Source organism: Helicobacter pylori SA213A (genome assembly GCF_000476275.1).
Lineage (GTDB): Bacteria > Campylobacterota > Campylobacteria > Campylobacterales > Helicobacteraceae > Helicobacter > Helicobacter pylori_CL.
Genome location: NZ_CBOM010000012.1, coordinates 16,189 through 35,944, shown reverse-complemented (window position 1 = coordinate 35,944; position 19,756 = coordinate 16,189). Strand labels below are relative to the sequence as shown.

Sequence of the window (19,756 nt, the reverse complement as noted above, 5' to 3'; positions counted from 1 at the left end):
AATTTGTGGTAAAATTAAACGCATTGTAAATAAATTCTCATTTTGATACATTTTTTGCAATAAAACATTACTTTAAGGAACATTTTATGAAAAAAACGAAAAAAACGATTCTACTTTCTCTAACTCTTGCGTCATCATTGCTCCATGCTGAAGACAACGGCGTTTTTTTAAGCGTGGGTTATCAAATCGGTGAAGCGGTTCAAAAAGTGAAAAACGCCGACAAGGTGCAAAAACTTTCAGACGCTTATGAAAACTTGAACAAGCTTTTGGCTAATCACAGCCATTCCAATCCAGAAGCGATTAATACAAACAGCGCCACAGCGATCAATCAAGCGATTGGCAATTTAAACAAAAGCGCGCAAAGTTTAATTGATACAACAGACAATTCCCCTGCCTATCAAGCCACGCTTTTAGCGCTAAAATCCACGGTGGGGTTATGGAATAGCATAGCCTATGCAGTCATATGCGGAGGCTATACGGATAAACCCAACCACAACACCACAGAAACTTTTTACAACCAGCCAGGACAAAATTCAAATTCGATCACTTGCGGTGGGACTGTGGGGACTCTTCCAGCAGGCAAAAATTCTCATCTGTCCATTGAACAATTTGCAACGCTCAATAAAGCGTATCAAATTATCCAAGCCGCTTTGAAACAAGGTCTCCCTGCTTTAAGCAATACAAAAAAAACGGTGGAAGTAACCATTAAAACAGCAACCAACGCTAACAACATTAATGTCAATAATAACAATAACAATGCTGCTGACACTACAGTTAGCATAACTGATACTTATATTAACGATGCGCAAAACCTTTTAACCCAAGCACAAACCATCATCAACACCCTTCAAGACAATTGCCCGATGTTGAAAGGGAAGTCTAGTAGTAGTGGAGCTAATAACGCAAACACCCCTTCATGGCAAACAAGCGCTAACCAAAATTCGTGCAGCGTTTTTGGCACGGAATTTAGCGCTATTTCAGAGATGATTAGTAACGCTCAAAACATCGTTCAAGAAACCCAACAGCTTAATACTACCCCACTAAAAAGCATCGCGCAACCCCACAATTTCAACCTTAACTCCCCTAATAGTATCGCTTTGGCTCAAAGCATGCTCAAAAACGCTCAATCTCAAGCAGCGGTTTTAAAACTGGCCAATCAAGTGGGGAGTGATTTCAATAGAATTTCTACAGGAGTTCTTAAAAATTATATAGAAGAATGCAGCGCGAATGCTTCAAGTGAAAGCGTTTCTAATACCACTTGGGGGAAAGGTTGTGCGGGCGTGAAACAAACTCTAACTTCGCTAGAAAGTAGCAACGCTTCTTTTTCTAGCCAAACGCCTCAAATCAATCAAGCGCAAACCCTAGCCAACACCATTGTTCAAGAACTCGGTCATAACCCTTTCAAACGGGTGGGCATCATTAGCTCTCAAACCAATAACGGGGCGATGAACGGCCTTGGGGTGCAAGTGGGTTATAAGCAATTTTTTGGAGAAAAGAAAAGATGGGGGTTAAGGTATTATGGTTTCTTTGATTACAACCACGCCTATATCAAATCAAGCTTCTTTAACTCGGCTTCTGATGTGTGGACTTATGGGGTGGGTAGCGATTTATTGTTTAATTTCATCAATGATAAAAACACCAACTTTTTAGGTAAAAATAACCAGATTTCTTTTGGGCTTTTTGGAGGCATTGTGCTAGCAGGGACTTCATGGCTTAATTCTCAATTCGTGAATTTAAAAACCATCAGCAATGTCTATAGCGCTAAAGTGAATACGGCTAATTTCCAATTTTTATTCAATTTAGGCTTGAGAACCAATCTCGCTAGACCTAAGAAAAAAGATAGCCATCATGCGGCTCAACATGGCATGGAATTGGGCGTGAAAATCCCTACCATTAACACGAATTACTATTCTTTTCTAGACACTAAACTAGAATATAGAAGGCTTTATAGCGTGTATCTCAATTATGTGTTTGCTTATTAAAAACCCTCTTTTTTAAAAGGGGGGTTAAACTTCTAAAAAACCTCTAAAGCTAAAAATTTTCAAAAAAATAGTTATTAAACCCAAAAATGAAATTTTAAGGTATAATGTTTCCGCCATTTTTATTTTTCGTTTTTAGTTTTCCATGGCAAACTCCTTTTTAGAATTTACCCCCATAATCCGACTTATGGGGCGTTTGTTTTGCAACAATCTTTTCAAATTTAAAAAAACGCTCCCTCAAAAACCATTAAAGAGTGAAATTACCTTACAAGATGAGCTTTTTTGCGATTTTCATTAAAACGATTATTTTTTAGCGGAGTTTTTAAAAAAAAGGGTTTTTTACTCACTTCTTTTGATTGAAACAACACAATCAAGCATCTTAAGGCAATTTAAAATAAAATAGCGCTAGCATAACCCCAAAGCCCCTTATTAAATTAATCTATACCAAATAGTAAGGAGTTATCTAACATGGGGTTTTTCAAGCTTAAAGAACACAACACGAACATTGCCACCGAGTTTAGAGCGGGTTTAACGACTTTTATCACCATGATTTACATCGTGCCCTTAAACGCTCTTATCCTTTCTCAAGCCAACATGCCTTATGAAGCCCTTTTAAGCGCAACGGCCATTATCACTATCTTATCGAGCGTGTTTAACGGGTTATGGGCAAACACTCCCATCGCTATGAGCGTGGGATTAGGGTTGTCAGCTTATTTTAGCTTTGGATTGGTTCAGGGGCTAAAACTCCCTTGGCAGAGCGCTTTAGGCATCGTAGCGCTCTCGGGAGCGATTTTTGTGATTTTGTCTTTCACTAAATTTAGAAGTTGGGTCATGCGAAGCATTCCTAGCGATTTAAGGCGTGCGGTGAGCGCGGGGATAGGGGCTTTTATCGCATTTATTGGCCTTAAAGAAATGCATATCGTCGTTACCCATAAGGCTACGCTTGTAACCTTAGGCGATTTTGGCGATCCGCATGTGTTATTGGGGGTTGTGGGGATCATTCTAACTTTCGCGCTCTACACGCTCAAAATCAGGGGTTCTTTCATTATAGCGGTCTTAATCACTTCCATTCTCGCATGGGTTTTAAAGCTGGCTCCTTACCCTAGCGAATTTTTTTCCATGCCCGCTAGCATTAGCCCTATCGCCTTTCAATTAGACTTTAAGGGCATTTTTTTTGATGCGAGTGGGGCTTTCACTTTAGCGTTAGTGCCAGTCATCATCACTTTTTTTGTAACCGATTTGTTTGATTCTTTAGGCACGCTTGCAGGGATTGGCCACAAGACTGATTTTTTCAATGATGAAGAAAAAAACAAGGAATTAGAAAGGACTTTAGAAGCGGATGCGGTGGCTTCTTTAGGGAGCGCGGTGGTGGGCGTTTCTACTACGACAGCTTTTATAGAGAGCGCGAGTGGGGTTGAAGAGGGGGGCCGCACAGGGCTGACAGCGGTTTTTACCGGATTATTTTTTGTTTTAACGCTTTTTTGCTTGCCTCTTTTAAAAGCCATTCCTAGCAATGCGATTTATCCGGTGCTGGTGGTAGTAGGGGTTTTGATGTTTAGCGTGTTAGAGGGGGTGAATTTTAAAGACATGGCCATTAGCGTTTCCACTTTTTTAACCGTGGTGATGATGCCCTTAACCTTCTCCATTGCCGATGGATTAGCCTTTGGCTTTTTGTCTTATAGTATCATCAAATTGGTTCAAAAAGACTTCAAAGCGCTCAATTCAGGCATCATCATTCTCTGCATCATTTCTGTCTCTGTATTTATCTTTCGTTAAGCTCTTTTTAAGGGGCTTTGCATTTTTTACTCATTTCATGCCTCTTTTTCTTTATTTAGACAGATTATTATCTTAAAATAATTGTAATATCATTATTATTATATCAACTCAATAAAAAAGGAGAAGGTATGCAAAAAACTTCTAACACTTTGGCGCTGGGGAGTTTGACAGCGCTATTCTTTCTAATGGGTTTTATCACGGTTTTAAACGATATTTTAATCCCGCATTTAAAACCCATTTTTGACTTGACCTATTTTGAAGCTTCACTCATTCAATTTTGCTTTTTTGGGGCGTATTTCATCATGGGAGGAGTTTTTGGGAATGTGATCAGTAAAATCGGCTACCCTTTTGGCGTGGTGCTTGGTTTTGTGATCACAGCGACGGGGTGCGCGTTGTTTTATCCGGCAGCGCATTTTGGCTCCTATGGGTTTTTTTTAGGAGCGTTGTTTATTTTAGCGAGCGGGATTGTGTGCTTGCAAACCGCTGGTAATCCCTTTGTAACCTTGCTTTCTAAAGGTAAAGAAGCCAGAAACCTGGTTTTAGTCCAGGCGTTCAATTCGCTTGGCACGACTTTAGGGCCTATTTTTGGGAGCTTGTTGATTTTTAGCACGACTAAAATGGGCGATAATGCAAGTTTGATAGACAAATTAGCGGACGCTAAAAGCGTTCAAATGCCTTATTTGGGCTTGGCGGTGTTTTCGCTTCTTTTAGCGCTCATCATGTATCTTTTGAAATTGCCTGATGTGGAAAAAGAAATGCCTAAAGAAACGACGCAAAAAAGCCTCTTTTCGCACAAACACTTTGTTTTTGGGGCTTTGGGGATCTTTTTCTATGTGGGGGGAGAAGTGGCGATTGGCTCATTCTTGGTGCTAAGCTTTGAAAAGCTTTTGAATTTAGACCCTCAATCAAGCGCACATTACTTGGTGTATTATTGGGGAGGCGCGATGGTGGGCCGTTTCTTAGGCAGTGTGTTGATGAATAAAATTGCCCCTAATAAATACCTGGCTTTCAACGCCTTAAGTTCTATTGTTCTCATTGCTTTGGCTATTCTCATTGGAGGCAAGATCGCTTTATTCGCGCTGACTTTTGTGGGCTTTTTCAACTCTATCATGTTCCCTACCATCTTTTCTTTGGCTACGCTCAATTTAGGGCATCTCACTTCTAAGGCTTCTGGGGTGATTAGCATGGCGATTGTGGGAGGGGCGTTAATCCCCCCCATTCAAGGTGCGGTTACAGACATGCTAGCGGCAGCTGATTTGAATTTGCTCTACGCTTATGGTGTGCCGTTGTTGTGCTATTTTTATATCCTCTTCTTTGCACTTAAAGGGTATAAGCAAGAAGAAAACTCCTAAAAAAAGGGGGGGGTTTCTCTTTTATTTTCTTTCTTTTATCTTGTTTTAAAAATCAGTAATAAAGAACTTGACTTTAATCAAGCAAGCGCTCTATAAAAGGGTTTATTTGTCAGTATTTGATGAGGACAGAGCTTTTTTTAACAACTTGAGGCAAAAACACAAACAGGGTTTTTAAAATTTTTAAGATGCGATCAAAAATACTGCTAATGAATAAAAAAATCCCCTAACCACAAAAGATTAAGAGATTTTAAGAATGAAGCAAAGAATAAAGACTAGTAAATGGGTTTAGCGTCTTTGAATTTATATTCCGTAAGAAACCCAGTGCCATCAAAATTACCCACCAAAGAGATCTTTGCAATATCACCCACTTGGCAATCGGTTTCTAAAATAAGATAAGGCACTTCATCTTTACCGATTAAAGTGATCACTCGGCCCTTTTTTTCACGACTTTGCTTGGGGAACTCTTTAGAATCAAGGCCTGTGGTATTATCGCCGGTTTGGAGCATTCTAAAAGCATAGCACATGCCATCATTGATTTGAGCGCTATAAATCTTGCCTTTTTTAACTTCTTTTTTAACCCCCGGTTTAACCGCAATGCGTATTTCTGAGTGGATCTCAGCCTCTTGCATTTTGCCCTTATAATCTCGCACCTGAACCTTATGTGTGCCATTAGGATCTCCCTTTTTAAGCAGAGAATCTTCATAGCTGAATTTTTGAATGTCTAAATCCCCATCAACAAAACTCCTAGCGTCAAGCTGAACGCTCAAAAGCCCTAGCAACCCAATTAATGAAAATTTCAAACAACGCTTATAAAAATAACTCATCAACAAATCCTTTCAATGTAAAATCAAACAAATATATCTCAAAATGAAAAACAAAAAGATCACAAAACCGCTAATTTAGCAATCAAAACACGCTCTGTCAAGAAATCAAAGCCTAAAGAAATCATTCAAAAATAATTTCTTCCGGTTTGATTTCATCGCCATAAACAGGCTCTAAAGTTTCCTTGTAAGCTTCTTTTAAAAAGTCGCTAGAAATGAGGGAATCCATTTCGTTATTCAACCATTCTAAAAGCTTAGGGTTGCCTTTTTTAATCGCTGGAGCGATCACATCTTTATCGCCAAGGCTTGTAATGCCTAATTTAAACTCAGGGTGCTGTTTCGCCCAAGCGAGCAACAAAGTGTTATCATGGGCTAGAGCGGTAGCCTTATTATTTAAAAGGGCTAAAAAAGTCTCTGTGTTTTGCTCAAATTTCAAAAGTTTGATATTGGGGTAATTTTTAGTGAAATAAAAATCCGCTGTCGTGCCTTTATTCACAATCAACTCTTTATCCTTCAACTCTTCTATATTTTTAATGACCCCATCTTTAGAAATCACCCCCAAAGCGACTTTCATATACGGCTTAGCGAAATCCACGACTTTTTCTCTTTCTTTAGTGTGCGTGAAATTAGCCATGATAATATCCACTTTATTGGCTTTTAAAAATTCCACCCTAGCTGAGGCTTCTACAGGAATAAACTCAATCTTATTTTCATCGCCCAATAAATCAAGGGCCATGCGTTTAGCGATGACTACATCATAGCCTTGATATTTCCCTTTAGAATCCACAGATCCAAAAGGAGGCTTATCGCTAAAAACCCCCACTTTTAAAACCCCTCTTTGTTTAATGACTTCTAAAGCGTCCTTTTTTTCTTTATGGCTATCAGAGCATGCGTTAAAGACTAAAGCGATCAAAACTAAAAACAGCCCCCACATTTTAAAAAGCCCGTTCGTTTTCATAAAAACACCTTTTTCTTGAAATTAAAATCATCTTTTTAGCAAACTTTATTTAACAGCTCCCTAAAAAATGGAAAGTTTCTAAAAATTTTTGCGCTCTTTGAGATTTCGGGTGGTTAAAAAATTCTTTAGCGCTGTTTTCTTCAGCGATTTTACCGCTATCAAAAAACACGATTTTATGAGCGATTTTTTGCGCGAATTTCATTTCATGCGTTACAATCACCATGCTCATGCCCGTTGTGGCTAATTCTAAAATCACTTCTAAAACTTCTTTAACCATTTCAGGGTCTAAAGAGGCGGTTACTTCATCAAAAAGCATGATTTTTGGCCGCATGCATAAAGAACGCACGATGGCTACTCGCTGTTTTTGCCCACCGCTCAATTCTTTAGGGTAAGCTTGTTGTTTATGCTCCAAACCCACTCGCTTTAAAAGCTCTACGGCTTGAGAAATGACCTCATCTTTGGATCGTTTTTGCACTTTTAAGGGGGCGAGTAAGATATTATCTAACACATTTAAATGCGGGAACAATTCATAATTTTGAAACACCATGCCTATTTTTTGGCGCATTTGATTCCAGTTAGTGGCTGGCGTATTAAGGTTAGTGTTTTCAAAAAGGATTTCACCTCCATCAATCTTTTCAAGCCCGTTTAGGCATTTTAAAAAAGTGCTTTTCCCGCACCCACTAGGCCCTAAAATCACTGCCACTTCACCCTTATTTAAAGTGAAATTGATGCCGTCTAAAACCAAATGGTTTTGATAGGTTTTTTTTAACCCTTTGGTTTCTAAAATCGCGCTCATTTTACCCTCTAATGTGTTGGAATTTTTTTTCTAAATAGGAACTATACAGGCTCAAACTATAGCATAAACTAAAATAAAACATTAAGATAACGCCATAAACCACAAAGCTCGCATTGGGCATGCGTAAGAGATTAAGCTCTATGATTTGCTGGCCCACTTTTAACAAATCAATCGCTCCAATGAGAGAGACTAAGGCTGTGGTTTTAATCATGCGCGTGAATAAATTAAGGCTTGAGGGCAATAAAGACAAAAAGCTTTGAGGGAAAATAATATTAAAAATCACCTTTTTTGAATCTAAGCCTAAAGCTAGAGCGCTTTCTACTTGGTGTTTGCTCACGGAAGTTAAAACCCCTCTAGTTAAATCCATCATTTCAGCGCCACCCCACAAGCTAAAAACAATAACGCTCGCTAAAACGGCGCTAATATGCAAATCAAACCAGCTCGCTAACCCAAAATACACGATAAAAAGCCATGCTAAAAGCGGGATGATGCGAATGCTTTCTAAATACACACGGCACGCCAAAACCATTATTCTAGAACCAAACGCCATCAAACTCCCCAAAAGTATTCCAACAATGATTGAAACAATCGCAGAGCTAAGAGCGATCAAAAGAGTGGTTTCAAACCCTTCTAACAAACGCTTAAGATTGTCTAATTCTAACAAAACTCCCATTTTTAAGCCACTTTCTTTTTAAAGAAACGCTCTAAGATCACAAACAAAACGCTTAAAGGGAGCAAAGCGATCAAATAAGTGAGGCTTAACATCAACAGACTTTCAGTCGTTTTGTAATAAATGCCAATAAAATCTTTCGCCACAAACATAATATCGGTTAGGGCTATCGCGCCCACCACCGAAGTTTCTTTGAGTAAAAAAATCACATTCGCTCCTATGGAAGGCATAGAAACGCTTAAGCTTTGAGGCAGAATAATATAATACATCATCTTCAAAGGGCCAAACCCTAAACTCAAAGCGCTTTCTCTTTGAATGGAAGCTAAGCTTTTAAACCCAAGCAAAAAACTTTGACTCATATACCCCCCACCCAAAAACCCTAACGCTAAAACCGCGCACTCTAAAGCGCTCAAACCGATTTCATTCAACCCGTAATACAAAAAGAAAAGCTGGATGAGTAGGGGCGTGTTCCTAGCGATTTCGCCATAGATATAGACAACAGGAGAGAGAAAACGCGTTTTAAAATACAAAATGATCGTGCACAAAAACCCCACCAAAAGAGAGAGCAAAATCCCAAAAAAAGAAATATAAAGCGTGAGTTTTAACCCCTTAAAAAACATAGGGATGGAGTGAAACATAAAATCCCAATCTAATGCCATAACGCTAAACCTTAAAATTAATGACGCTTTAAAGAATCATGTTTAAAACAGCTCTTATTTACCTTAATTGTTAGAAGTTTGGAAAACCCAAGCCTTTAAGCGGGAAGTTTATGAGCCGTTTTACCACTATTCAAAGAAATTTTGGATTATAATAAAAAAACTGGCTGAAATTAACAACAATGATTAAACAATCATTAAATGGAGAGGACATGCAAAAAAGTTTAGTTTCTTTGGCTTGGGTCTTTGTAGCTGTTTTAGGGGCGATCTGTTTAGGGGTGTTAGCCTTACACAAGGGTGAGAGCATTAACACGCTATGGCTTGTAGTAGCGAGCGCTTGCATTTATAGCATAGGCTATCGTTTTTATAGCCATTTTATCGCTTATAGGGTGTTAAAGCTAGACGATAACAGAGCCACGCCTGCATGCGTAAGGAATGACGGCAAGGATTTTGTGCCAACCGATAAAGCCATCACCTTTGGGCATCATTTCGCCGCTATTGCTGGGGCTGGCCCTTTAGTAGGCCCGATACTGGCCGCTCAAATGGGTTACTTGCCCTCTATCTTATGGATTTTGATAGGCTCGGTTTTAGGGGGTTGCGTGCATGATTTTGTGGTGCTTTTTGCTTCCATTAGGCGCGATGGCAAGTCTTTAGGCGAAATGATCAAGCTTGAAATGGGTCAATTTGTAGGCATGATCGCTAGTTTAGGGATTTTAGGAATCATGCTCATTATCATTGCGATTTTAGCGATGGTGGTGGTGAAGGCTTTAGCGCATTCGCCTTGGGGCTTTTTTACGATCGCTATGACCATTCCCATTGCGATTCTTATGGGGCTTTACATGCGGTTTTTCAGGCCGCATAAGATTTTGGAAGTTTCTATTATCGGCTTTATTTTGTTGATTATAGCGATTTATGCGGGTAAATACGTTTCTTTAGATCCTAAATTAGCGTCAATTTTTACTTTTGAAGCCAGTTCTTTAGCGTGGATGATCATGGGTTATGGTTTTGTGGCTTCTATTTTACCGGTATGGTTTTTACTCGCTCCACGAGATTATTTAAGCACTTTTTTAAAAATTGGCGTTATAGGGGTGTTGGTTGTGGCCATTGTTTTTGTCGCTCCGCCTTTACAAATCCCTAAAATCACGCCCTTTGTAGATGGCAGTGGGCCTGTGTTTGCAGGAAGCGTGTTCCCTTTCTTGTTTATCACGGTGGCTTGCGGGACGATTAGCGGCTTTCATGCTTTAATTTCTTCAGGCACGACCCCTAAAATGCTCGCTAAAGAAAGCGACGCCAGGCTAGTGGGCTATGGATCTATGGTGATGGAGAGCGTTGTGGCTCTTATGGCGTTGGTGTGCGCGGGGATCTTGCACCCAGGGCTTTATTTCGCTATCAATTCCCCAGAAGTGAGCATCGGTAAAAATATAGCTGATGCGGCTTCGGTGATTAGCTCATGGGGTTTTAGTATCAGCGCTGAAGAAATCAATGAAATGACTAAAAACATTGGCGAAAGCTCCATTTTGAGCCGCACCGGTGGGGCGCCCACTTTTGCGATTGGTTTAGCGATGATCGTGTATCACATTTTAGGGGATCCAAGCGTGATGGCGTTTTGGTATCATTTTGCGATTTTGTTTGAAGCTCTGTTCATTTTAACCGCTGTGGATGCAGGCACACGAACCGCTCGCTTTATGATCCAAGATTTGCTCGGCAATGTTTATAAGCCTTTGGGCGATCTTAGCTCTTATAAGGCTGGGATTTTTGCCACTCTTTTGTGCGTGGCAGGGTGGGGGTATTTCTTGTATCAAGGCACGATTGATCCTAAAGGGGGGATTTATACGCTATGGCCTTTATTTGGCGTGAGCAATCAGATGTTAGCGGGCATGGCGTTGTTGTTGGTTACGGTGGTGTTGTTTAAAATGGGGCGTTTTAAAGGGGCGATGGTAAGCGCTTTGCCGGCAGTTTTGATTCTAGCGATCACTTTTTATAGCGGTGTGTTAAAAGTGATGCCAAAGAGCGATGATAGCGTGCTTAATAATGTTTCGCATGTGGCTCAAATGCAAATCATTAAAGAAAAAATAGCACTCACTACCGATGAAAAAGCGCTCAAAACGCTCCAAAAATCCTTTTTTAACCACATGATTGATGCGATTTTGTGCGTGTTTTTCATGTTTGTGGCGTTGTTGGTTTTAATCGTAAGCGTTAGGATTTGTTCAAACGCTTATTTTAAAAATAAAATCTACCCGCCGCTGGCTGAAACGCCCTATATCAAAGCTGCTTGAATAAAAAAGGGGTTTTAACCCCCCCTTTAAATCCATAAAAAAAGTTTGACCCTGTTCGTGAAGCGTGCAAACACTAAAGACGTTTGGGATTTCTGCTCTGGTTCTTAAAAGGCTATCGCTTGATTTAAATTAAAAATGAACTTGTATTTTACTTAACGGGTATGATTTAAAAAGGGCTTTTGCTTGAAAAGAAATTTTACATATAGAGATTAGAGGAACAGCGTTAAAAAACGCCTATCATGTTTTGTGTTCATAGCATCAAAAAAGATGCCTACCATATTCATAGGGGGTAGCATCAAAATGATGCTACTAGAGCCGTGTATAAAGCGCTCCTGTCAGAATAAAGGGCGGGGAAGTTTTTAGGCACAGGCCCGTTTTCACCTGGTTTAAAGCCTTTGTTAGTATGCACGCCATAATACGCAAGATCCACGCTACCGCTCAAATATTCATTGAATTTATAGCCTAAAGAGATCATCGCTCTTGCTTCCCAAGAGACCACTGAATTGGAGTATTGTGTGGCGAATTTCCATGTGAATTTTTTGGCAAAGTGAGTGCCGCCACAAGAAAGGAAAATGGTAGCGGCGTCTCTTTTAAGGGCTGTGCCTGTAAAACCCGCATAGACGCTGTTACTCCCCATGATCACACCGCTTGGATTCCCCATGTTGCCTATCCAACCATTAGCGTTTTGAAAGACTTTATAAAAAGCGATTGAAACATTGTAATTGTTGATGTCAAAGCGTTGGCGGATAATGAGGTTTTGCCCGTTTTGAGTGGCAGGCGTGTCGTATTTATAGACCGGGCTTCCATTGGATTTAACGATCATCCAAGGGTAGTAAATGGGGAAAAACCCTATGATAGCCGTATCAGAGCGAAAGCCTGTGCCGCTAAAATTAGGGTTAGAGTCCCAACCAATCTTAACGCCCGGAGCGTTAAAGATTTGAGGCGAAAGGTAATAAAAGCCTTCTATGAGGAAACGATGAGGTTTATAGGTGAGTTGCACCGCATGCGTGCCATAAAGCACCTTTCGCCCATGGCTATCATAACCTCCCTTATCGTTTTTGGTAAAGCCTCCGCTATAAGTAGTTCGTGCGGCATACCAATCTAATAGAAACGATCCAAAAGCGAACGCCCTCCCAAAAGAGCTAAACCAAGTCAAGCGCGCATGCTTGTATTGCCCAGAAACTTGAAAGCCTTGCGTTTGACCGCTTTTATAAGGCATAGTGGAGAGATAGCGCCCGGCTTTTATTTCAAAATAATTCTTATAGGCGTATTCTAAATACGCGTCGCTAAAGACATAGTTGCGGACATTTTTGTTGTATTTCATGTTCTGCGTCTCAAGGCTATCGGTTTGTAAGATATTCGTATAGCCCCCCATAAACCCATCGTAATAACCAAAGAGATTATAAGCCACAGATCCGTCTTCAAACTTCTTCGTGCCGTCATAGAAAATAGATCCGACCATGCCCCCTATTTTGCCTTTTAGAACATGATCTGAAACCTTTTTGGGTAACAGGCTAAAACCAAGCCCTAAATAGCCCGCAATCGTTGCGAATTGCTGCATAGGGTAGATGCCTCTTTCTTTATTGATTTTATGCTGGTTAAAACCGATCGTGCTGGATTGATCCACAAAGCCGTTGAGCTTAGCTTCAAAACCTTGTAAAGAAGTGCTTAAAAACGCTCCAAAGAATAAAACCTGACTTGCCTTTTTCATGCATGCCTCCTAAAATGAGATTGATAAATGCAAATGCTTTTAAAGATAAATCTATTCTTTAGTTTTTATTATTCTTAGCTTTGAAGTAATTATAATATGTAAAATAATGCATATGACGAGAAAGTCAAGCTTTTAAAAGCTAAAAACGATTAATTTGTAGAAAATTTACTCCCTTTAAACTCAAATGGCTAATATATGGTGCTAAAATCCGTTACGATTAACGGATTATTTTGAATGGATCGCTTGAGAATGGGGTTAAGCTTCGCTTCATTATTTTTAGGTTTCACTTTGCCGCAAAAAACCTATTGGTTATAGTTCTTATACAGTTCTATTAAGTGTTTAGTGGAGCTGTCAAAATAAGCGTTGCTTTTATGCCCCTCTAATTCTTGTAAAATCGGCACGGCTAATTCTTTCCCAAGCTCCACGCCCCACTGATCAAAGCTGTTAATATCCCAAATGACCCCTTGCACAAAGACCTTATGCTCATAAAGAGCCACCAACGCCCCAATATTGCTTGGTGAAATCTTTTCTAATAAAAGGATATTAGAGGGGCGGTTGCCAAAAAACACCCTGTGGTGGGCCAAGTCTTTGGCTTCATCTTTGTCTAAACCTTTAGAAAGCAATTCCCCAAGCGCTTCTTCATAGCTTTTGCCTTTCATGAAGGCTTGCGCTTGCGCTAAAACATTGCTGAATAAAATCTCATGGTGGCCTTTAGCGTTAGGCTTTTTATCCAAAGAGGCGATAAAATCAATGGGGATTAAATGCGTGCCTTGATGCAAGAGCTGGAAAAAGGCGTGCTGAGCGTTAATGCCCATATCGCCCCAAACAACAGGGCATGTGTCATAGGGGATGGTTTCGCCTTTTTTACTGATGCGTTTGCCATTGCTTTCCATATCTAATTGTTGGATGAATTTAGGGAAATGCCTCAAATACTGATCATAAGGAGCGATCAAATGGCTTTTGGATTGGAAAAAATTGATATACCACACGCCAATTAATCCCATTAAAACGGGCAAATTGCTTTCAAAAGGGGCGTTTCTAAAATGCTCATCCATCAAATACGCCCCTTTCAAAAGAGCGTTAAAATTTTTCTTCCCTAAATAGATCATAATGGATAAGCCAATGGCCGACCACAAGCTATAACGCCCCCCTACAAAATCCCAAAATTCAAACATGTTATGCTCGTCAATGCCAAATTGTTGCACGGCTTCTTTATTGGTGGATACCGCTACAAAGTGCTTAGCGATATGCTTTTCATCGCCGCTCCTTTCTACAAACCATTTTCTAGCGGTTAGGGCGTTGGTCAAGGTTTCTTGAGTGGAAAAAGTCTTAGAAGCCACGATAAAAAGCGTGCTGGCTGGATTGATTTTTTCCAAAACGTCTAAAATCTGCGTGCCATCCACATTGGACACAAAATGCATTTTTAATCTCGGGTGGCCGTAGCGTTTTAGAGCGGTGCAAACCATTAAAGCGCCTAAATCTGACCCCCCAATGCCGATATTGACAATATCAGTGATCACTTGATTGGTATAGCCTAGTCTTTTACCGCTCCTCACGCTATCACTAAAGGCTCGCATGCGTTTTAAAACGCTCCGAACACTTTTTAACACTTCCATGTTGTCTAGTAAAATTTCAGTGTCATTCAAGCTTCTTAAGGCGGTGTGTAAAACGGCCCTTTTTTCGGTGGTGTTGATTTTTTCGCCCTTAAACATCGCTTCAATCTTTTCTTTTAAAGAGCAGTCATTCGCTAATTCAAAAAGAAGCTTTAAAGTGGTATCGTTCAAGCGGTTTTTGGAATAATCCAAACTCAAGCTTTCCAATTGCACGAAATAGCGGTTCGCTCGATCTTTGTCTTTAGAAAACCAATCGCGCATATGCGCTTCTTTGATTTCTTCATAATGTTTGAGTAATTTTGGATAAGTTTTTAATTGGGTTAGCATCAATACCCCTTAATGAAAAGATATAACGCCGTATTATAAGCTAGTTTTAATTATAATTTTCAAATGTTAAGAAAAAACATTTTAGCTTACTATGGGGCGAATTTTCTCTTAATCATCGCTCAAAGCTTGCCCCATGCGATTTTAACCCCCTTGTTGCTTTCTAAAGGGCTTAGTTTGAGTGAAATCTTGCTCGTGCAAACCTTTTTTAGCTTTTGCGTGCTAGTGGCTGAATACCCGAGCGGTGTTTTAGCGGATTTGATGAGCCGGAAGAATTTATTCCTGGTTTCTAATGCCTTTTTAATCGCTAGTTTTTCGTTTGTGCTATTTTTTGATAGCTTTATCCTCATGCTTTTAGCGTGGGGGTTGTATGGTTTGTATAGCGCATGCTCTAGCGGCACGATTGAAGCTTCGCTCATCACAGACATTAAAGAAAACAAAAAGGATTTGTCCAAGTTTTTAGCCAAAAACAATCAAATCGTTTATTTGGGCATGATTATAGGGAGCTCTTTGGGATCGTTTTTGTATCTCAAAATCCATGCGATGCTGTATATCGTGGGGATTTTTTTAATCATGCTTTGCGCGCTAACGATCATCATTTATTTTAAAGAGAAAGAAGGGGATTTTAAAAGCCAAAAAAGTTTGAAACTCCTTAAAGAGCAAGTCAAAGGCAGCCTTAAAGAGCTTAAAGATAACCCCAAGCTTAAAATTTTGTTAGTGGGGCATTTGATTACGCCCGTCTTTTTTATGAGCCATTTTCAAATGTGGCAAGCGTATTTTTTAAAACAAGGCGTTAAAGAGCGATACCTTTTTGTGTTTTATATCGCTTTTCAAGTGATTTCTATCCTCATTCATTTTTTAAAAGCCTCCAATTACAGCCAAAAAATCGCCTTGAGTTCGCTTGTGGTGTTGTTAAGCGTTAGCCCCTTATTGCTTAGCAATATCCCTTATTGTTTCATAGGGGTGTATGCGCTCATGGTGGCGTTTTTCACTTACATGAGCTATTGCTTGGGGTATCAATTTTCCAAATTCGTTTCTAAAAACAACATTTCATCGCTCTCATCGCTCTCATCAAGCTGTGTGCGCGTGGTTTCTGTGTTAGTTTTATCCTTGAGCAGTTTAGAGTTGCGTTACTTTTCACCCCTAACTATCATCACCATGCATTTTACTCTAACGTTTATCATCCTCTTTTTCTTTTTGTATAAGGCTAAGCCGTTTGATGAGTGAGCGGCTTTAAGAGCGCAACCTTTTAGCGATTTCTAAAGCGACATCATAGCCATGATTGAGTGCGGTAGCGATGCTCGCCCCTGATTTGAATAAAATATCGCCCACGATGAACAAATTAGGGATATTGTTGCTCTCTAAATTTTCCTTCACCACAGGGATATTCGTGCTAGGATCTAATTCTAAAGAACAGCGTTTGAAAAACTCTAAAGGGGTAGAGCCGCCGATCGCATACAGCAAGCGATCAAAACTCTCGCTCGTGTTATCGGTGAAATTAACTTTAATTTGAGTGTTATCTTCTTCTAGGCTTTCAATATCCACTCCAAGCTTGCTTTTAAGCGTGTTGTTATCCAGGACTTCTTGCAAGTTTTTAGCGTTGTCTTCATTGATACGGCTGAATTCTTTTTTGCGGTAATTGAGAGTGGTAGGGGTGGTTTTACACAAAGCAATGGCGTATTCCACCGCTGAGTTGCCTCCGCCGATCACAAGGGTTTTTTCATTTTCCTTGCAATCATTGATGCTAAAAACCACTTGTTTGGAGAGCGCAACAGGGATTTTATAAGCAGTAGGGCGGTTTGGCTGGCCCATTTTCCCAATCGCAACCACCACAAATTTAGCATGATAGGTTGTATTAGAAGTGGTGGTGATTTTAAACAGCTCGCCCTCTTTTTTCACGCTTTCAATATCGGTTTTATAGCTTGGCGTGATGTGATGCTCTTTTAAAAGGTTAGTGAAATTCTCTAAAGTTTCTTCTTTAAAGCTGTCTTTAAAAGGGATATGCCCTTTAAGCTCTACGACTTGCTTTTTATAATCTTTATCAATCCTTTTACCGGCTTTATAAAACTTCTCTAACATGCCTGAATGGCTTTCGGTTTTTTCGCATAAAAGCACCTTTTTAACGCCGGCTATTTCGCATTCTACGGCCGTGGCAATGCCCCCAGGCCCTGCACCCACTATCAACACATCTAAAATTTCTTGATTCATTCCTATCCTTTTATTTTAATTCTTTTAATTCTCTTGGCGTTTTTCTTGTAAAATCGCTTCGTTCAAATCGCTCGTGCTGTCATACAACACGCTTTCAAGCATGCGTTTTTCGTCGTCAAACTGACCGCTTTTAACCCCCCATAAAAACGCTATTAAGCCTACCAATCCCATAAGCACTGAGATAACTAACATGATGGTTAAAATTTCTGTATTCATCTCTATATCTTTTAGGTTATTAGGATAACGCTGTCATTATACTAAAAGATAGCGTTTAAATCACCAATAGGTTGAATAAGTTTGGATAACATGAAAATGAGAAAACTAAAAAGAGGGTTTGAATGCAAGAAGCGTTGTTGCGTTTTCAAGAGGGTTTTAAGGAGTGGGGTTATCTTATTTTGTTTTTATATTCTTTAGGGGGCGGGTATGTGGGGATTGTCATCGCTTCTATTTTGAGCGCTACCACGCACGCTTTAGATATAAAAATAACCATTCTTGTCGCTTTTTTAGGGAATATGGTAGGGAGTGGGGCTCTTGTAATCTTTGCCCGCTATCAAAAAAGAGATTTTTTGCAATATTTTCATAAGCACCGAAGAAAGCTTGCTTTAGCGAGTTTGTGGGTGAAACGCTACGCCTTGCTCATGATTTTTGTCAATAAATATTTGTATGGGATTAAAAGCGTTGTGCCTTTGGCAATTGGTTTTAGCAAATACCCTTTAAAAAGATTTTTATGGCTTAATGTTTTATCCAGTTTTTTGTGGGCGTTAATCGTGGGGAGCGTTTCTTTTCAAGCGAGCGATTGGGTGAAAACGCTGTATGAAAGGCTTTCTCATTACACTTCGTTTTTTATCATAAGTTTTGTTCTTATAGCGCTTTTAATATGGTTTTTATTGAAACGATATTCGCACAAAATGGGTTTTTAAGCAAGATGTTTAATTAAATGCGCTAGACTACGCCCACAAGCATTCGCATAAAGTGGGTGCGTTAATATCTTTAAACACAAGGATTGAGAACATGGGAAAAATTGGTATCTTTTTTGGGACAGACAGCGGGAATGCTGAAGCCATTGCCGAAAAAATCAGCAAGGCTATTGGTAATGCGGAAGTGGTTGATGTGGCTAAGGCTTCTAAAGAGCAATTCAATAGCTTTACAAAGGTTATTCTAGTCGCTCCAACAGCCGGTGCGGGCGATTTGCAAACAGATTGGGAAGACTTTTTAGGCACGCTAGAAGCGAGCGACTTTGCGAATAAAACCATTGGGCTTGTAGGCTTGGGCGATCAAGACACTTACAGCGAAACTTTCGCAGAAGGCATTTTCCACATTTATGAAAAAGCTAAAGCCGGCAAAGTGGTAGGACAAACTCCCACTGATGGTTATCATTTTGAAGCTTCTAAAGCGGTAGAAGGCGGTAAATTCGTGGGTCTTGTGATTGATGAAGACAATCAAGACGATCTCACTGATGAGAGGATTTCAAAATGGGTAGAACAAGTTAAAGGTTCTTTCGCTTAATCTTTAAAGCCCTAAATTTTAGGGCTTTTTTAAACTTCTTTTTATATCTTGTTGATGCTAGAAATAGATAACCAAACCCCACTAGAATCGGATTTTTTATTATTAGAAAAAATCGCAAATGTTTTAGCCCCCACTCAAATCATTGAGCTTGTTTTGGTGAGCGATGAAACCATGCGAGAAATCAACAGGGATTTAAGGAACTGCGATTACGCTACCGATGTTTTGAGCTTCCCTTTAGAAGCGATCCCTCACACCCCTTTAGGGAGCGTGGTGATTAACATACCATTAGCTCAAACTAACGCTCTGAAATTAGGGCATAGTTTAGAAGAGGAGATCGCTCTTTTATTCATTCATGGGGTGTTGCACTTGTTAGGCTATGACCATGAAAAAGATAAGGGCGAACAACGCCAAAAAGAGGGCGAACTCATTAAAGCGTTTAACTTGCCTTTGAGTTTGATTGAACGCACACAGGATTAGGTTTAGATGCTCTACTAATGCTGACAAATAAAGTTTTTAATTTTTAAGAATGGTATTTTTAAGATTTGAAAAAATGCTTTTTGGAATTTTTCAAAGCCCTTCATAATAATACGACTGCGTGATGCCTTTAATGAGAGTTAAGGGATCGTTGGTATTAGAACTCAAATGCTTTTTTAAAAGCGTTTTGATTTCCAAATCATTCACAGGGCTTCTCTCCATCGCGCTCAAATAAGCGGCTTTATCAATCCTATCCCAAAGCACAATTTTTTTCAATTCCTTTTTAAGCAACAAATCAAGCCATATCCTTGTGGCTCTGCCATTACCCTCCAAAAAAGGGTGGGCGATATTCATTTCCACATATTTTTCTATGATTTGATTGAAATTACTTTGCGGCATGCCCTCAATTCTGGGTAAAATCAAATCCAAATACAAGCAGTTAGCGAATCTAAAATTCCCTTTAGAAATATTTTTATCCCTGATTTTCCCGGCAAATTCATACAACCCTTCAAACAAACAACGATGGATTTCTTGCAAGCCTTTGATCGTGCCTACTTCTATGGTGTCAATATAACCGCTTTGGACTAAATGCTTGGCTTTTTCTAAACTTTTTCTGTCTAAATGCATCGCGCTTCT

The 19,756-nt window shown here is 39.7% G+C and carries 18 protein-coding genes; 8 read left to right on the top strand and 10 right to left on the bottom strand.

Annotated elements, in window-relative coordinates; all coding sequences use genetic code 11:
- Window positions 1-86: 86 nt before the first annotated feature.
- From QT74_RS05375 to QT74_RS05365, 3 genes are all read left to right on the top strand, one after another.
- Complete coding sequence (locus QT74_RS05375; RefSeq protein WP_033765220.1) at window positions 87-1,982, top strand: outer membrane protein; 1,896 nt, start codon at window positions 87-89, stop codon at window positions 1,980-1,982.
- A gap of 465 nt (window positions 1,983-2,447) precedes the next feature.
- Window positions 2,448-3,755, top strand: a complete 1,308-nt coding sequence (locus QT74_RS05370; RefSeq protein WP_001944151.1) for an NCS2 family permease — start codon at window positions 2,448-2,450, stop codon at window positions 3,753-3,755.
- 128 nt (window positions 3,756-3,883) lie between these two features.
- Window positions 3,884-5,107 carry a sugar MFS transporter gene (locus QT74_RS05365; protein ID WP_033765219.1) on the top strand — a complete coding sequence of 408 codons (1,224 nt, stop codon included), beginning with the start codon at window positions 3,884-3,886 and terminating at the stop codon, window positions 5,105-5,107.
- Between the two features lie 272 nt (window positions 5,108-5,379).
- Here the strand turns inward: QT74_RS05365 and QT74_RS05360 are convergent, their stop codons facing one another.
- The 5 genes from QT74_RS05360 to QT74_RS05340 all read right to left on the bottom strand — a co-directional run bounded on the left by QT74_RS05360 (window position 5,380) and on the right by QT74_RS05340 (window position 9,011).
- The gene (locus QT74_RS05360) at window positions 5,380-5,931 is read right to left on the bottom strand and encodes a hypothetical protein (RefSeq protein WP_033765218.1); all 552 of its coding nucleotides are present in this window, start codon (window positions 5,929-5,931) and stop codon (window positions 5,380-5,382) included.
- Between the two features lie 121 nt (window positions 5,932-6,052).
- Window positions 6,053-6,886, bottom strand: a complete 834-nt coding sequence (locus QT74_RS05355; RefSeq protein WP_033765216.1) for a transporter substrate-binding domain-containing protein — start codon at window positions 6,884-6,886, stop codon at window positions 6,053-6,055.
- A gap of 49 nt (window positions 6,887-6,935) precedes the next feature.
- Complete coding sequence (locus QT74_RS05350) at window positions 6,936-7,682, bottom strand: amino acid ABC transporter ATP-binding protein (protein ID WP_024118206.1); 747 nt, start codon at window positions 7,680-7,682, stop codon at window positions 6,936-6,938.
- Window position 7,683: 1 nt separating this feature from the next.
- A complete protein-coding gene (locus QT74_RS05345) occupies window positions 7,684-8,355 on the bottom strand; it encodes an amino acid ABC transporter permease (protein WP_033765213.1) in 672 nt (223 codons plus the stop codon).
- 2 nt (window positions 8,356-8,357) lie between these two features.
- A complete protein-coding gene (locus QT74_RS05340) occupies window positions 8,358-9,011 on the bottom strand; it encodes an amino acid ABC transporter permease (RefSeq protein ID WP_033765212.1) in 654 nt (217 codons plus the stop codon).
- A 209-nt stretch (window positions 9,012-9,220) separates the two neighbouring features.
- Here QT74_RS05340 and QT74_RS05335 point away from each other — a divergent pair, with 209 nt between their 5' ends.
- On the top strand, window positions 9,221-11,284 hold the full coding sequence (locus QT74_RS05335) for a carbon starvation CstA family protein (protein WP_033765209.1): 2,064 nt from the start codon (window positions 9,221-9,223) through the stop codon (window positions 11,282-11,284).
- A gap of 295 nt (window positions 11,285-11,579) precedes the next feature.
- Here the strand turns inward: QT74_RS05335 and hofH are convergent, their stop codons facing one another.
- Window positions 11,580-12,995, bottom strand: coding sequence for an outer membrane beta-barrel protein HofH (gene hofH / locus QT74_RS05330; RefSeq protein ID WP_033765207.1), 1,416 nt, complete (start codon window positions 12,993-12,995; stop codon window positions 11,580-11,582).
- A gap of 302 nt (window positions 12,996-13,297) precedes the next feature.
- Window positions 13,298-14,935 (bottom strand): glucose-6-phosphate isomerase, encoded by a 1,638-nt coding sequence (pgi, locus tag QT74_RS05325; protein WP_033765205.1) that lies wholly within the window; start codon window positions 14,933-14,935, stop codon window positions 13,298-13,300.
- Between the two features lie 63 nt (window positions 14,936-14,998).
- Between pgi and QT74_RS05320 the strand changes: the two genes are divergently transcribed.
- On the top strand, window positions 14,999-16,159 hold the full coding sequence (locus tag QT74_RS05320; protein WP_033765203.1) for an HP1165 family MFS efflux transporter: 1,161 nt from the start codon (window positions 14,999-15,001) through the stop codon (window positions 16,157-16,159).
- 6 nt (window positions 16,160-16,165) lie between these two features.
- Here the strand turns inward: QT74_RS05320 and QT74_RS05315 are convergent, their stop codons facing one another.
- Window positions 16,166-17,140 carry an NAD(P)-binding domain-containing protein gene (locus QT74_RS05315; RefSeq protein WP_033765202.1) on the bottom strand — a complete coding sequence of 325 codons (975 nt, stop codon included), beginning with the start codon at window positions 17,138-17,140 and terminating at the stop codon, window positions 16,166-16,168.
- 24 nt (window positions 17,141-17,164) lie between these two features.
- Window positions 17,165-17,356 (bottom strand): cbb3-type cytochrome oxidase assembly protein CcoS, encoded by a 192-nt coding sequence (gene ccoS, locus QT74_RS05310; protein ID WP_033765200.1) that lies wholly within the window; start codon window positions 17,354-17,356, stop codon window positions 17,165-17,167.
- Between the two features lie 122 nt (window positions 17,357-17,478).
- Between ccoS and QT74_RS05305 the strand changes: the two genes are divergently transcribed.
- The 3 genes from QT74_RS05305 (at window position 17,479) to ybeY (ending at window position 19,123) form a co-directional block, all read left to right on the top strand.
- Entirely contained in the window at window positions 17,479-18,060 is a 582-nt protein-coding gene (locus QT74_RS05305; protein ID WP_033765198.1) for a DedA family protein, read from the top strand.
- Window positions 18,061-18,151: 91 nt separating this feature from the next.
- The gene (locus QT74_RS05300) at window positions 18,152-18,646 is read left to right on the top strand and encodes a flavodoxin (RefSeq protein ID WP_000516075.1); all 495 of its coding nucleotides are present in this window, start codon (window positions 18,152-18,154) and stop codon (window positions 18,644-18,646) included.
- 54 nt (window positions 18,647-18,700) lie between these two features.
- Window positions 18,701-19,123: an rRNA maturation RNase YbeY gene (ybeY, locus tag QT74_RS05295; RefSeq protein ID WP_033765196.1), complete on the top strand. Its 423-nt coding sequence runs from the start codon at window positions 18,701-18,703 to the stop codon at window positions 19,121-19,123.
- 90 nt (window positions 19,124-19,213) lie between these two features.
- On the opposite strand, the gene fic is transcribed toward ybeY, so the two are convergent.
- The gene (fic, locus tag QT74_RS05290; RefSeq protein WP_033765194.1) at window positions 19,214-19,747 is read right to left on the bottom strand and encodes a protein adenylyltransferase Fic; all 534 of its coding nucleotides are present in this window, start codon (window positions 19,745-19,747) and stop codon (window positions 19,214-19,216) included.
- Window positions 19,748-19,756: the final 9 nt, after the last annotated feature.

Excerpts from the sequence above, each read along its gene's own strand:
- QT74_RS05375 (WP_033765220.1), top strand. The coding sequence starts at position 87 with ATGAAAAAAACGAAAAAAACGATTCTACTTTCTCTAACTCTTGCGTCA.
- QT74_RS05370 (WP_001944151.1), top strand. The coding sequence starts at position 2,448 with ATGGGGTTTTTCAAGCTTAAAGAACACAACACGAACATTGCCACCGAG.
- QT74_RS05365 (WP_033765219.1), top strand. The coding sequence starts at position 3,884 with ATGCAAAAAACTTCTAACACTTTGGCGCTGGGGAGTTTGACAGCGCTA.
- QT74_RS05360 (WP_033765218.1), bottom strand. The coding sequence starts at position 5,931 with ATGAGTTATTTTTATAAGCGTTGTTTGAAATTTTCATTAATTGGGTTG.
- QT74_RS05355 (WP_033765216.1), bottom strand. The coding sequence starts at position 6,886 with ATGAAAACGAACGGGCTTTTTAAAATGTGGGGGCTGTTTTTAGTTTTG.
- QT74_RS05350 (WP_024118206.1), bottom strand. The coding sequence starts at position 7,682 with ATGAGCGCGATTTTAGAAACCAAAGGGTTAAAAAAAACCTATCAAAAC.
- QT74_RS05345 (WP_033765213.1), bottom strand. The coding sequence starts at position 8,355 with ATGGGAGTTTTGTTAGAATTAGACAATCTTAAGCGTTTGTTAGAAGGG.
- QT74_RS05340 (WP_033765212.1), bottom strand. The coding sequence starts at position 9,011 with ATGGCATTAGATTGGGATTTTATGTTTCACTCCATCCCTATGTTTTTT.
- QT74_RS05335 (WP_033765209.1), top strand. The coding sequence starts at position 9,221 with ATGCAAAAAAGTTTAGTTTCTTTGGCTTGGGTCTTTGTAGCTGTTTTA.
- hofH (WP_033765207.1), bottom strand. The coding sequence starts at position 12,995 with ATGAAAAAGGCAAGTCAGGTTTTATTCTTTGGAGCGTTTTTAAGCACT.
- pgi (WP_033765205.1), bottom strand. The coding sequence starts at position 14,935 with ATGCTAACCCAATTAAAAACTTATCCAAAATTACTCAAACATTATGAA.
- QT74_RS05320 (WP_033765203.1), top strand. The coding sequence starts at position 14,999 with ATGTTAAGAAAAAACATTTTAGCTTACTATGGGGCGAATTTTCTCTTA.
- QT74_RS05315 (WP_033765202.1), bottom strand. The coding sequence starts at position 17,140 with ATGAATCAAGAAATTTTAGATGTGTTGATAGTGGGTGCAGGGCCTGGG.
- ccoS (WP_033765200.1), bottom strand. The coding sequence starts at position 17,356 with ATGAATACAGAAATTTTAACCATCATGTTAGTTATCTCAGTGCTTATG.
- QT74_RS05305 (WP_033765198.1), top strand. The coding sequence starts at position 17,479 with ATGCAAGAAGCGTTGTTGCGTTTTCAAGAGGGTTTTAAGGAGTGGGGT.
- QT74_RS05300 (WP_000516075.1), top strand. The coding sequence starts at position 18,152 with ATGGGAAAAATTGGTATCTTTTTTGGGACAGACAGCGGGAATGCTGAA.
- ybeY (WP_033765196.1), top strand. The coding sequence starts at position 18,701 with ATGCTAGAAATAGATAACCAAACCCCACTAGAATCGGATTTTTTATTA.
- fic (WP_033765194.1), bottom strand. The coding sequence starts at position 19,747 with ATGCATTTAGACAGAAAAAGTTTAGAAAAAGCCAAGCATTTAGTCCAA.